The organism is Pseudomonas sp. FG98 (genome assembly GCF_057808595.1).
Genome location: NZ_JBMDIJ010000015.1, coordinates 46380 through 59650 on the forward strand (window position 1 = coordinate 46380; position 13271 = coordinate 59650).

Genomic DNA, 13271 nt, shown 5'->3' on the forward strand with positions numbered 1-13271 from the left:
CCTGGAGCTCGCAGTGGGTCGGGGTCAGGAAACCAACGGTTTTCTGACCCCGGTCCTGTTTATGCAAGCTCGAAGCAAGATGCAGGCCAGCGAAACAGGTCCGCGCCAGGCTCACATTGCATGGCTGGCGCGGAAGCTGTCGGGCGTCAGCCGATCAGCGCCTTCCAGTCGAACGCCGCATCAGCCGGCTTCAGGCTGCGGCCATGGGCAGCGCTGCTCCACAACCCCTGCCACTTGCCGCGCAAGGCCGCCAGCGCAGCATCATCCTGCGGCAGCAACCCTGGATGCACCACCTGCACCTGCGGCGTCCACACGGTCAGCAGCCCGGCTTCGGCAACCTTCAGGCACAGGTCGACATCGGCCCAGGCGTCGGCGAGATCACCTTCATCCAGGCCGCCCAAGGCACGGAACACCTCGCTGCGAACCATCAGGCAGGCAGCCGAAACCGCCGGATAGTTCTGCTCCACCGCCGCCTGGCCAAGGTAGCCGGTCTCGTCCTTGCCCAGACCGACATGAGCGGCATGCACCCGGCCATCGGCGCCGAGCATCAGCCCGCCCTGGGTGACCTTGCCGGTCGCGTCCACCAGCTTGGCACCCACCACGCCGACTTCCGGGCGCTGGGCCTGGTTGAGCAGCAGTTCCAGCCAGTTGGCGTTGGCAACCTCGGCGTCGGCGCCCAGCAGAACCAGGTACTCGCCGCTCGCTTCGGCGCTGGCGGCATTGACCAGCGCCGCCGCGCTGAGACGCTGCGGGCTTTGCAGGACACGCACGCGCCCGCCGACCTGCTGCAACTGCTCCAGCCATTGCAGGTGCTCTGGCGATTGGCTGGCGTTGTCGGCGATCAGCACCTCGTAGCGCATGTAGCGGGTGCGCTGGAGGATGCTTTCCAGGCAGCGTTGCAGCGCCTGCTGGTTGTCCTCGCTGTGCAGGATGATCGACACCTGCGGCCGTTCCAGATGGCGGTAGTCGATGCGCAGCGCACCCGGCAGGGCCGCGCTGACCTGGGCCTTGTAGCCACGGGCGGCGAGATGCCGGGCCAAAGCCTGGCGCGCCTGGTCATTGTGCGCAAGCTGCGGTGCCGCGCTGATCAGCAGTGGCTCGTCGAGGTGGGCCAGGCCGTTCAGGCCGCCTTTCTCGATCAGGCGCAGGAGCAGTTCGTACTCCAGCGCCTCGCTGAACTCGCTGGCATAGCCGCCCGCCTCCACCAGCACTTCACGACGTACCAGCCAATGCCGTGCCATCAGTGCCGGCAGGCTTTGCAGCAGGTCGAGGTTGATGCCCGGACGCAGCACTTCGCGCCAGGCGCCACCGGACAGTTGCTGGATTTCGTCCACGGCCACCGCGCGGCAGTCCGGGGCGTCGAGCAATTCCAGGCCGGCACGCAGCAGGCCGGTTGCCGTGAACTCGTCGCCCGCCTCGGCCAGCATCAGCCAATCACAGGCGGTCTGCTGGGCGATGCGGTTGATCTTGTCGACATAATCGTCCTTGCTGACACGGACGAAATGCACGGTGCTCTGCAGGCTGGTCATCGCCGGCAACGGGCCGGTGGTGAAGACAATGACCCGGAACGAGCGGCTGATGCCGCCCAGCAGGCTATCGAAGGTCGCCTGCAATTTGCTTTCGTCGTTTTCCAGGTTCAACAGCAGGATGCCGATCTGCGGCCCGCCCTGGTGCTGCTGGAGGTGTGCGGTGACCGCATCGCGACTGCCCTGGTCGGGCTGGCGCGCAGCCAGCCAGTCGAGCAGGCGCCCGGATGGCTGGGCCGCGAGCAGGTCACGGCCGCCGTCGCTGCGCACCGCCTCCAGGCGGCGGGCCCAGGCCAGCAGCTTGCCGGCTTCCTCGATCGCGCCATCGTCCTGCAGCAGCTCGGCCAGGCGCTTGACCACCCGCAGGTTGTACGGCGCCAGCGCCAATGCTTCGCGGGCACGGGCCGCCTGGCTGAACAGGTTGTCGTTGGCCTGCACCACCAGCAGGCGCTCCTGCTTCAGCCAGATCGACTCCAGTTGCTCCTGTTGCACGCGGCCGGCCGGCATGGCGTGAAGGAGGAATTCGATCTCTTCCAGGTGATCGAAGAACGCCTGGTTGTAGAACGGCAGGTTGACGTACTGGGTCGGCAGGAACTTGCGCGTCGGCGCCTCGCCGGGAGCATTGATATGGGACGAGAAGATCGGCTCGATGATCAGCGAGCGGCCACCGGCCAGCCCCTCGTACATCAGGGCGAAGCTCTGCCGGGCAAGGGCACGCAATTCATCGCGCTCGCCCTTGAGCGGGGTGTCCAGGCCGGCCAGGACATCGGCGAACTCCTCGCGGCTGGCGACCGAGGCCGGGTCGGGCAGGGCCAGGGCGTAGGTCACCTCGGTGTTGTGCTCGGAGGCGCCGTAGTTGGCTTCGCGCACCGCATAAGGGATCGGCAGCATGCGCGCCTTGGCGCTGGCCAGGAGGAAGTACGTGTGGCTGACTTCCAGCCACTCGAAACGCAGCCGCTCGGGAATCTGCGCCATCCAGTCCTGCAGCAGCACGGTACGGGTCACCGCGTAGAACGGCGGGATGAAGGCGTAGAGGTAATCCAGCACGCGCTGGCGCGGATCGTCGCTGGCGAAGTCTTCCTGGCCGATCTTCTTGTCACGGCGGTAGAAATTGGTGTGCCCCGCCTCGGCCAGGTACATCATGCTGTAGCCCTGGCACATGCCGTAGTCCGGGTGGGCTTCGAGGAAGTCCAGGGACTCGGCGATGGCACCGGGCAGGATGAAGTCGTCATCGGCCACCAGGGCCATGTACGGGGTTTTCACCAGGCTCAGGCCGTGCTTGATCTTGGCCTGGAAGCCCATGTAGTCGTACTGCGGCAGGTGCTGGTAGTCGACCTGCGGGAAACGCTCGACGATCTCCGTGGCAGGCGCCGGCGAGGAGTCCAGCACCAGCAGGGTGCCCGGGAAGTCCTTGTAGTACTGCAGGGCGCGACGGAGGAAGCCGGGGCGCTTGTGGGTCAGCATGACGAGGGTGAACTGGGTGTTCAGGGCGGTGCTTGGCATTTCGGTACCTGACAGGAAATCTACTGTGCTCTTGAGGGCCCTATCGCTGGCAAGCCAGCTCCCACAGGGCCGTTGTCGTCGGTGAAGGTCAGCGCACCCGGCGCAGGTAGCCGTCCGGCGCCACGCTGATCAGCAGCTTGTCCTGCATCTGCTGGTCGATCTGGAAATCGGCGTTTTCCTTGAGGTATTCCCACACCGCCGTCTTCGGGTTGTCGCCCGGGCCCCACGGGCGATCAGGGAAGAACTCCGGCGGCATGTCCTCGACCACGGTGTCCATCACCACGCAGTAGCTGCCCACCGCCACCAGCGGCGCATAGGCGCGCAGTTCTTCGAGCACGTGCTCGTGGGTGTGGTTGGAGTCCAGCACGAGGATGACCTTCTTGCCCTCGGCAATGGCCTTGACCTGCGCGACGATCGCCGGGTCGATGCTCGAACCCTCGATCATGCTGATGCGCTTGGCCATCTGATGGCTTTCGATGGCCTCGCGGTTGTGCGGGCGGATGTCCAGGTCGATGCCCAGCACCTCGCCGTGGCCCTGCAGTTCCAGCAGCGAGGCGTAGTAGATGATCGAGCCGCCGTGGGCGATGCCGCACTCGATGATCAGGTCAGGCTTGACCCGCCAGATGATCTCCTGCATCGCCAGCATGTCCTGGGGCAGCTGGATGATCGGCCGGCCCATCCACGAGAAGTGGTAGCTGTACTTGTGCTTGGCCGATTCGTTGAAGAAGTCCCGGGCCAGGCCCTTGAGCTGCTCGTCCTGGCCCTGGGCTTTGATCCCGGCCTCGCATTCGGCTTCGAAGGCCTTGATAACGTCGGTCATGGTGCTGTCTCTCTGGGAAGTCATTGAAATGCGGCGCTGTCGACGGCGTGGTAGACGAACCGGTCGGCGGTCATGCGGCGGATTTCTTCGAGGTAGTTGGAATTCATCACGAACAGGTTGGCGCCATCGGGCAAGGCGGCCATGGCCTCCTGCGGCGACGAGACGCGCGCGCCGCTGAGCGGCAGGTAGCGGCCCTGCTTGGCCGGGTTGATGTCGACCACCTGATCGACGGCCACCCCGGCGCGCTGCAGGAACAGCGAATAGATCACGCCCTTGGACGAGGCACCCCAGATCGCCGAGCCCTTGCCGGCATCGCCGCGGACAATCTGCACCGCACGCGCCAGGCTGGCACTGAAGTCGGCCGGCAGTTGCAGCGGCTCGGCGCTGCCGTCATCGAGGCGTCGCAGGCTGGCAAGATCGGCCACCACGTACAGGTACTGCTCGCCGAACAACCGACCGGCCTCCAGCACGCGGCCGAAGAGGCGTTCGAGATCGGCCAGGCGGAAGTAATTGACGTGCTCGTAGAACAGGTCGAACCAGGCCTTGTGCTCGATGATCCAGTCCAGGCACGGCACCTCTATGTAGATCAGCCCGCTGCCGCCATTGGCCCGGGCGATCTCGTGGAGGAAGCTCACCGGGTCGGCGATATGCTCCAGCACATGACGGAGGACGATGGCCTCGGCGCGCAGGTCCAGCTCGGGGGTGAACGGCGCCTTGATCACATCGGCGTTGTCGCCCTCGTAGGCCGGGTCGATACCGGTCACGGCATAGCCGCGCTCGCGCAACAGTTCGAGGAAATACCCCTTGCCGCAACCCACTTCGATCAGGCTGCTGCCCTTGAAGTGGCGGGCGACGATGGCCTCGACATCGTTCAGGTGACGCTGGAACTGCCCGGAATGGGCCTGCTCGTTCTGGTAGTCGCTGTCGTAGCTGAGCTTGTCGGCATCGAAGGCGTCGTTGAATACCAGGCCGGTGCGGCTGTCCTGCACCAGACGCATATCGGCGCTGGCACTGGCGCGGGCACTGGCGGCATCGGCGAAGGTGCGGTTCTGCAGCACCGGCAAGGCGTCGGCGCGGTACAACTCATGCTTCATGGTGGGCTCCCAGCAAGGCGTGCAGGCGTCGGGCATCACCCCAGAACGCCATGGGCTCGTGCGCCGGATAAGGGTAGTGACCGAGATTCAGGGCAATGGTCGATTCGCGGGCGGCGCAGTGTCGTTCCACCAGGCTGCGCACCGACACCGGCTGGCCGCTGCACACATTGACCAGGCCGTTGAAATCGCGACGCAGCAGCAGCGCCGCCAGATGCTCGGTGACCGTCTCGATGGGCAGGAAATCGCGCAGTTGCTCGCCGGCAGACATGTCGAAACTCGCCTGCCCGGAATCGATCGCACGATCCAGCGCGGCCAGCAGGCTGTTGGGGTTCTGCCCATCGCCATGCAGGTAGAACAACCGTGCCCATTGCAGGTTGAACGGCTGTTGCTGGCGCAGGGTTTCGAGGAACAGGCGCAGGCTGTGCTTGGCCAGGCCGTAGGCATTGGCCGGACGGCACTCCAGCGCTTCGCTCAGCGGACCACTCTGCATGCCGTATTCGAAGCAGGTACCGGTGACCTGCACCTGCCCTACCCCGGCTTCCACTGCGCGCTTGATAAAGGCGTAGTCGGCCATCAGGTTGTGTTCGAGGTGGAACAGGCCCTGATAATTGGGCAAGCCCGGCCAGGCCAGGTGCACCAGGGCATCGGCACCTTCGCACAGGCCCTCGACATCGGTGCGCGGATCGTGGATATCGGCGGCGACGAATTCGACCCGTTCGAACCAGGCCAGGGCCCGCGCCGGTGCCTCGTGCCGGGCTACGGCGCGGACCTGGCAACCCCGCGCCAGCAGCGCGGCGACCAGATGCCGACCGACGAAGCCGCTGGCACCGCTGACCACCACCTTCAGGCCGCTCACAGGACAGTCAGCTCCGGCACGGCAATCACGAAGCGTCCGCCCCACTCACGCACCAGCGCCTGCTGCTCGCTGACTTCCTTGAGCAGGTTCCACGGCAGCACCAGCACATAGTCCGGCTGCTCGATGGCCAGGCGCTCCGGCGCGACCACCGGAATGCGGCTGCCCGGCAGGAACTTGCCCTGCTTGTGCGGATTGGCATCGGCGACCCAGGCCAGCAGATCGGCGCGCACCCCGGCGTAGTTGAGCAACGTATTGCCCTTGGCGGCGGCGCCATAGCCCACCACGCGCTTGCCTTCGGCGCGGGCCTGGAGCAGGAAACGCAACAACTGGTGCTTGATGCGTTCGGCGGCCGGGGCCAGGGTCGAATAGAAATCGGCGCTGGTCACGCCCACCTTGCTTTCCACCTCCAGCAACTGCCCCACCGCCGGCAACAGCGCCTGCGGCCCGCCCGCACGCTGGACGAAGACCCGCAGCGATCCGCCATGGGTTGGCAACTCCTGGACGTCGAAGATCTCCAGGCCGTTACGCCGGCAAAGGATGTCCACGGCAGTCAGCGACAGATAGGAGTAGTGCTCGTGGTACAGGGTGTCGAACTGGTGCTCGGCCATCAGGCTGAGCAGGTGCGGGAATTCGAAGGTGGCGACGCCGGACGGCTTGAGCAGCGTGGCGAAACCACGGAGAAAATCATTGATGTCCGGGACATGGGCCAGCACGTTGTTGGCCGCCATCAGGTCGGCGCCCCAGCCCTCCTGCACCAGTTGCCGGGCGCTCTGCTCGCCGAAGAACACCTCGCGGATCTCCAGGCCCTTGCCCCGCGCGGCCTGGGCAGTGCTGCGGGTCGGCTCGACGCCCAGGCAAGGGATGCCGCGCGCGGCGACGTACTGCAACAGGTAGCCGTCGTTGGCGGCGATTTCCACCACGCGGCTGTCCGAGCCCAGGGTAAAGCGCGCGCTCATGTCCTCGACGTACTGCCGGGCATGGGCCAGCCAGGAACTGGAGTAGGAACTGAAGTAGGCGTAATCCGCATCGAACAAGGCATCGGCGCGGGTGTAGTCCTCGGTCTGCACCAGCCAGCATTGCTGGCACACCCCGACCTTCAGCGGCAGCCAGGCCTCGGCCTGGGCCAGTTGCTCGGCGCGCAGGTAGGCATTGGAAGGCGGCGCGGTACCCAGGTCAATCAGCGGCAGGTTCAGTGCTGCGCCACAGCCACGGCAATTCATGCAGGCACTCCGGTGAAATGATGATCCAGCCAGGGATGGGCTTCATCCCGGGCCGACAGATTCTTGACAGGCAACGGCCAGGCGATCGCCAGGCGCGGGTCGTGCACCGACAGGCCACCTTCGCGACCTGGTGCGTAGTCGGCGCTGTGCAGATAAAGCAGCTCGGCCTCTTCACCGAGGACCTGGAAACCATGGGCGAAGCCGGCGGGGATCAGCAGGCTGCGACCGTCACCTTCCTTGAGGTGCTCGGCATGCCAGCGCAGGAAGGTTGGCGAACCCGCGCGCAGATCCACTGCCACATCCCAGACCTCGCCGCGCAGGCAGGTGATCAGCTTGGCTTCCGGCTGGTCGCCCTGCTGATAGTGCAGGCCGCGCACCGAGCCGAGGCCGAGGGTGCGCGAATGGTTGATCTGGCGGATATGGAACGGCACGTCGAGCCCGTCCAGGCTGCCCTCGCAGAACAGCCGGGCGAACTGCCCACGGGCATCGCCATGGCGCTTGTGTTGCACGCTGTACAGGCCGGCCAGTGGCAGCGGGTGCAGTTGCAGGTCGCTCACGACAACTCCGCGTACAGGTTCAACTGGTCGAGGGTGACGGCGCGCAGGTCGTCGCCACGCTTCCATGCCAGGTGCCATTGCAGGGTGTGCTCCAGGCACTCGCGCAGCGACCAGCGGGTGCGCCAGCCGAGCAGTTGCCGCGCACGGCCGCTGTCCAGGCGCAGCACACCGGCCTCATGCAGATCGCTCGGTTCGACGCGCATGCCCGGCGAGTCCGGCCATTGCCGCGACAGGTGCGCGACCACGTCGCCGACGCTGCACATATCACCTTCGTTGGGGCCGAAGTTCCATGCGCCGGAGAATTGCGGGCCTTCGGTGTACAGCCGATGGGCCAGCAGCAGGTAGCCGGCCAGCGGCTCCAGGGCGTGTTGCCACGGGCGGACCGCCTGTGGATAACGCAGGGTCACCGGATGGCCGGCATCCCAGGCCTTGAGCACGTCGGGAATCAGGCGCTCGGCGGCAAAGTCGCCACCGCCCAGCACGTTGCCGGCGCGGGCGGTAGCCAGGGCCAGGCCGTGTTCGGCATGGCTGGCCGGCGGGAAGAACGACGCCGTGTAGGACTGTGCCAGCAACTCGCAGCAGGCCTTGCTGCTGCTGTACGGATCATGCCCGCCCAGGGCTTCGTTCTCGCGGTACGGCCATGGCCATTCCTGGTTGGCGTAGACCTTGTCGGTGGTCACCAGCACCACCGCGCGTACGCCGCCGACCTGGCGGATCGCTTCGAGCAGGTTGAGGGTGCCCATCACGTTGCTGGAATAGGTGCCCAGCGGATCGCGGTAGGCCTCGCGCACCAGTGGCTGGGCAGCCAGGTGCAGGACGATCTCCGGACGCGCCTCGGCCACCACTTCGAGCAGCGCGCCGAGGTCGCGCAGGTCGCCACGGGCGTCCTTGATATCGCGACCGACCTTGGCCAGCTCGTACAGGTTCGGACCGGGTTGCGGATCGAGGGCAAAGCCGGTGACTTCGGCGCCCATTTCCCGCAGCCACAGGGCCAGCCAACTGCCCTTGAAACCGGTGTGGCCGGTCAGCAGGACGCGCTTGCCGGTCCAGAAATCAGCGCTCAGGCCCACTGTTTCCATGGGGCCTCCCCGCTCTGCCAGAGTTGTTCCAGGTGATTCTTGTCGCGCAGGGTGTCCATCGGATGCCAGAAGCCGTCGTGCTGGAAGGCACGCAACTGGTCTTCATCGGCCAGTTGCGCGAGGGGTTCGGATTCCCAGGAAGTCTGGTCGTCGGCGATGTAGGGCAGCACCTTCGGCGACAGGACGAAGAAGCCACCGTTGATCCAGCCGCCATCACCGCGGGGTTTCTCGATGAAGCCGCTGACCTTGTCACCGTCGCGCTCGAGGGCGCCGTAGCGTCCCGGCGGCTGTACGGCGGTAACGGTGGCGAGCTTGCCGTGGTTCAGGTGGAAATCCACCAGCGCGCCGATATTCAGGTCGGACACACCGTCACCGTAGGTGAAGCAGAAGGCCTGTTCGTCTTCCAGGTAGCGCGCGGCACGGCGCAGGCGGCCGCCGGTCATGGTTTCCTCGCCGGTGTCGACCAGGGTCACCCGCCACGGCTCGCTGTAGTTCTGGTGGACGTCCATGCGGTTGGCGCGCATGTCGAAGGTGACGTCGGAGGTATGCAGGAAGTAGTTGGCGAAGAAATCCTTGATCGCGTAGCCCTTGTAGCCGAGGCAGATCACGAAGTCGTGGATCCCGTGGGCCGAGTACTGCTTCATGATGTGCCAGAGAATTGGCTTGCCGCCGATCTCGATCATCGGCTTCGGCTTGAGGTGCGACTCCTCGCTGATGCGAGTGCCCAGCCCTCCGGCCAGAATTACTGCCTTCATGTCCTTCCCTCTCGTACGTCACAGGGCCCGCGCAGGGCGGACCGTCCTGATAAATCGCGCAGGCGCGGGATTTATGGCGATGGGAGGGGGACTTGCAGGAAACGCGCCAGATTGAACGACTTGCTGGAGCAGCAGAGACCTTGTGGGAGCGGGTTTACCCGCGATTACAGTAGTAGATTCGCAGACGCAATCGCGGGTAAACACGCTCCCACAGGGGCCAAATCATGCCTCCTACCGCCCTACCCCGGCATCCAGCCGTCGTACCAGACCTGCACATGCTCCGGCCGCAGGACGAAGTTGCGCATCACTTCGTCATGCAACTGGTCGCCCATGCGGTAGCTGGCCTCGGGATCGGCCAGGTGCATGCGGATGGCCTCCAGCCACTCCTCGGTGGAGTTGGTCTTGACCCGCGTGCACGGCAGGTAGCCACGGTAGGCAAGGGTGTCCGTGACGATCACCGGGTAACCACAGGCGCCATACTCCAGCAGCCGCAGGTTGCTCTTGCAGTCGTTGAAGATGTGGAACTCCAGCGGTGCCAGGGCCAGATCGAGGTTGAGACTGGACAGTTTGGCCGGATAGGCCCCCAGGCCCACCGGCGGGTGGAACTCGTGGATGTACGGCCGCAGGGCCGGCGGACACATGCCGAAGAAGATCCACTCGACCTCGTTGGCCAGGGTCTTGATGACCTCGGCGATGACTTCCAGGTCGCCGGTGTGACTGGTCCCCCCGCCCCAGCCGACCCGCGGCTTGCTCGACGTGCGCCGCTGGGCACGACGCCCGACCCACAGTTCCTCGGCCAGCATGTTCGGCAGCACGCGGATGTCGTGATGGGTGTCGCTGAGGGCATCGGCCAGCGGCTCGGTGGACACCACCAGGCGATCGCAGCGGGCGATGCCGCGGCGCAGCGAACCTTCGAGGTCGTGCGGGGTGTGCTTGAGGTGGCCGTTCTTCTTCGGCACCTTGATCACGTAGTCGTCCAGCTCGTAGATGACGAAGCCCTTGGAGTAGGTCTTCAGCCGCTCGATTTCCTTGATGAAGCCTTCGGTATAGCGACCCTGCAAAATCGCCACGTCCGGCGCGCTGCGGGCCAGTTCGACGTTGCTGGGGATCTCGAAATACTGCTGCTGGGTGATCCAGCCCGCCGCCTCCAGCTCGGTCAGCGGCTTGATCACCCGGTAGTGACCGACCGCGGACTTGTTCATCGGCAAGGCGAGGACATGGGGCAGTGAACGACCGACGAAGGGCAGCCAGCCATCCTTGAGCCCGGGATCCAGGCGGAATGCCGACTCCTTGAGCGACAGGTTGACGTTGTACGCCGGGTCGCGGGCGATCAGCGGCATCCACGCCTGCTGGAAGGTCTCGTGCTGTTCGACCAGCAGCTTCTGCCGCTGCGCCTCCTGCTCCGCGTCCAGCGCCGGTCCGGGCGGGCGGTCCAGCACCAGGCGCGTGCGCGGCGTCCAGACACTGAGATAACCGGCCTGGCGCATGCGCAGGCCCAGGTCGACATCGCTGAACGCGGCACTGTAGGCCGTCTCATCCAGGCCGCCCAGGTCAAGGAACAGTTGCTTGCGTACCAGCAGGCAGTCGGCACCCAGGGCCGAATAGTTCTGCGCTACCTGCAGGCGCTGCATGTAGCCACCGGCCTGGCTCATCTCGCCGACAAAGGGCGAATACACCGCGCCGCGCAGACCGAGGATGCCGCCGGCATTCACCACCAGACCCTGGGCATTGACCAGCTCGGCACCGACCATGCCGACTTCCGGACGCTGGCCATGAGCGAGCAGCACATCCAGCCAATCACCCTCGGTCACCACGGTGAAGGCATCCAGCATCAGCAGGTAATCGCCACGGGCATGCCGGGCGGCCAGGTTCTGCTGGGCAGCGAAGGAGGTTTCCTGGTCGAGACGCAAGACCCGCAGGCGCTCACCCATCTGCGCCATGGCGGTCAGCCAGGCGCGGGACTCTTCGCGCTGGCTGGCGTTGTCGATCACCAGCACTTCGTAGTTGGGGTAAGCGGTGTTGCCCAGCACGCTTTCCAGGCAGCGCTCCAGGGCCGCGACCTTGTCGCGGAAGCTGATGACCAGGGTCACCAGCGGCTGGCTCGGGTGCAGGTAGTGAATCTGGTTGATGGCACTGCCCGTCTGGTTTTCCAGGCGGTAGTCCAGGCCCAGGCGGCGCAGATGGGCCTCCAGGATCCGTGGGTTTTCCGCGACCACGGCCGGCGAGGACACCCAGGTGGCAAAGCCGAAGGCAGACTCCACCAGGACTTCCGGAATGTGCTCGATGGCCTGCGGGCCATGGTTCTCCAGCAGGCGCCAGAGCAGGTCATGGGGGGCCAGTTCCTCATAGCCACTGGCGAAGCCGCCCGCCGACAGATAGTGCGCGCGCGAGAACGCCAGCGCCCGCCCGGTAAAGGGATAGGCACGCTGCAGGTCGAGGTTGAAGTCGGGCTTGAACACCGGCTCGGTGGACAGCTCATCGTCCAGGCCACCCTCGTCGCCGTAGACACAGGCGATCTCGCCCAGGCGCACGATGCGCTCGGCCAGCAGCATCAGGCTGAACTCGCCGAGACGGTCACCGGCACGCAGCAGGTAGAACCAGTCGATGCCGTCCAGCTCGGGCAACAGTTCGTTGAGTTGTTGCGCCCAATCGCCCTGCAACGGCCGGCTGATCAGCTGTTCATCGAGACCGGCGCCAACCCGCCCCGCACTCAGCAACAGCGTGCTGGCGGCGCCATAGCATTGACGCTGGATACTCTCCAGGGTGCGCTGGCGCATCTGCGCGTCGCCCTCGCTATCGAGCACCACCACGGCAATTCGCGGACGCCATTCCCAGTGCTCGCTCAGGCGCATCAGCCGGCGCAACACCAACGGGTCCTGGCGGCAGTCGAGCCATTGCCGGTACAGGTCGGCAAAGGTGTCGCTGTCATTGCCCACCTGGGATTCCTGGATCGCCTGCAAGCTCCGCAGCACATGAACCAGGAACAGGTTTTCCCAGGTTCGCGCAACGATCCGGCCATCCACCGGCAGTACATGGATCTTCACCCAGCCGGAGAAGGTTTCAGTGGCCGGCGGGCGGGCGGCGAACATGCTGCGCAGCCATTGCAGCTCGTTGCCACGGGCCGCCTGCAAATCGGCGTGGCGACGCAACTGGTCGGGATGGATACGCTCGATGCAGTTGACCTGGGCAGTGACCGCGAGGTGGCCGCGGCGCAGCAGACAGACGAACAGGGCGAAGTCGATATGGGCATGGAAGCCTGCCTCGACCAGTGCCGGCAGCAGCTCGTTGAGGTCGCTTGCGCGCATCAGGGTATTGCTGAAACCACCGATGAAATTCAGCGGATTGCTTTCGAAGAAGTCCAGCAGGTCGTTGCCGTGATAGACCGTATCGCCCCAGGTGAACCAGCTGTTTTCCAGGCGCTGGGCCAAGGAAAAATCATCGCCATCCACCAGGCTGCGACGCGTGGTGACCAGGCTGAGATCATCATTGGCGAGAAACAGCTTCAGTTCGCTGGCGATGCAGTCAGCCAGCAGCCGGTCGTCATCGCACAGGAACTGCACATACTCGCCACGGGCCAGTTCCAGCCCCGCCAGCAGATTGCGCGGCAGGCCCAGGGGCTGCGGGTTGCGCTGGTAGTACAGCGGGCAGCGGGCCAGTGGCTCCAGTTCGTCGACGATGGCCTTGATCTCCTCGTCGCGGCCTTCGTCGCAGACGATGACCTCGAGGTGTTCATGGCTCTGTGCCAGGGCACTGACAAGGGCATCGCGGAAAAAACGCGAGCTGCTGGCGGGAATGACGAGACTGACAAGGGGCGCTGGGTTCACGGGGAATCTCTCGACCGGTGACTGCCCTCGGGAGAAT

Annotated in this window: 9 protein-coding genes; all 9 read right to left on the bottom strand. The window is 65.5% G+C overall.

Going from position 1 to position 13271, the window contains the following annotated elements; all coding sequences use genetic code 11:
• Positions 1–146: 146 nt before the first annotated feature.
• Positions 147–3029 (bottom strand): TIGR00180 family glycosyltransferase, encoded by a 2883-nt coding sequence (locus ACODSK_RS12625; protein WP_489016415.1) that lies wholly within the window; start codon positions 3027–3029, stop codon positions 147–149.
• An 88-nt stretch (positions 3030–3117) separates the two neighbouring features.
• The gene (locus ACODSK_RS12630) at positions 3118–3849 is read right to left on the bottom strand and encodes a cephalosporin hydroxylase family protein (RefSeq protein WP_489016417.1); all 732 of its coding nucleotides are present in this window, start codon (positions 3847–3849) and stop codon (positions 3118–3120) included.
• A gap of 20 nt (positions 3850–3869) precedes the next feature.
• Positions 3870–4943 (bottom strand): class I SAM-dependent methyltransferase, encoded by a 1074-nt coding sequence (locus tag ACODSK_RS12635; RefSeq protein WP_489016418.1) that lies wholly within the window; start codon positions 4941–4943, stop codon positions 3870–3872.
• Positions 4933–5790 carry an NAD-dependent epimerase/dehydratase family protein gene (locus ACODSK_RS12640; protein WP_489016492.1) on the bottom strand — a complete coding sequence of 286 codons (858 nt, stop codon included), beginning with the start codon at positions 5788–5790 and terminating at the stop codon, positions 4933–4935. The genes ACODSK_RS12635 and ACODSK_RS12640 overlap by 11 nt, the downstream gene beginning before the upstream one ends.
• A 5-nt stretch (positions 5791–5795) precedes the next feature.
• Positions 5796–7019 (bottom strand): methyltransferase domain-containing protein, encoded by a 1224-nt coding sequence (locus ACODSK_RS12645; protein WP_489016420.1) that lies wholly within the window; start codon positions 7017–7019, stop codon positions 5796–5798.
• On the bottom strand, positions 7016–7576 hold the full coding sequence (locus ACODSK_RS12650; RefSeq protein WP_489016421.1) for a dTDP-4-dehydrorhamnose 3,5-epimerase family protein: 561 nt from the start codon (positions 7574–7576) through the stop codon (positions 7016–7018). The genes ACODSK_RS12645 and ACODSK_RS12650 overlap by 4 nt, the downstream gene beginning before the upstream one ends.
• Entirely contained in the window at positions 7573–8655 is a 1083-nt protein-coding gene (rfbG, locus tag ACODSK_RS12655) for a CDP-glucose 4,6-dehydratase (protein ID WP_489016423.1), read from the bottom strand. The genes ACODSK_RS12650 and rfbG overlap by 4 nt, the downstream gene beginning before the upstream one ends.
• Entirely contained in the window at positions 8637–9410 is a 774-nt protein-coding gene (rfbF, locus tag ACODSK_RS12660) for a glucose-1-phosphate cytidylyltransferase (RefSeq protein ID WP_489016425.1), read from the bottom strand. Before rfbF ends, rfbG begins: the two co-directional genes overlap by 19 nt.
• 239 nt (positions 9411–9649) lie before the next feature.
• The gene (locus tag ACODSK_RS12665) at positions 9650–13234 is read right to left on the bottom strand and encodes a glycosyltransferase (protein ID WP_489016426.1); all 3585 of its coding nucleotides are present in this window, start codon (positions 13232–13234) and stop codon (positions 9650–9652) included.
• Positions 13235–13271: the final 37 nt, after the last annotated feature.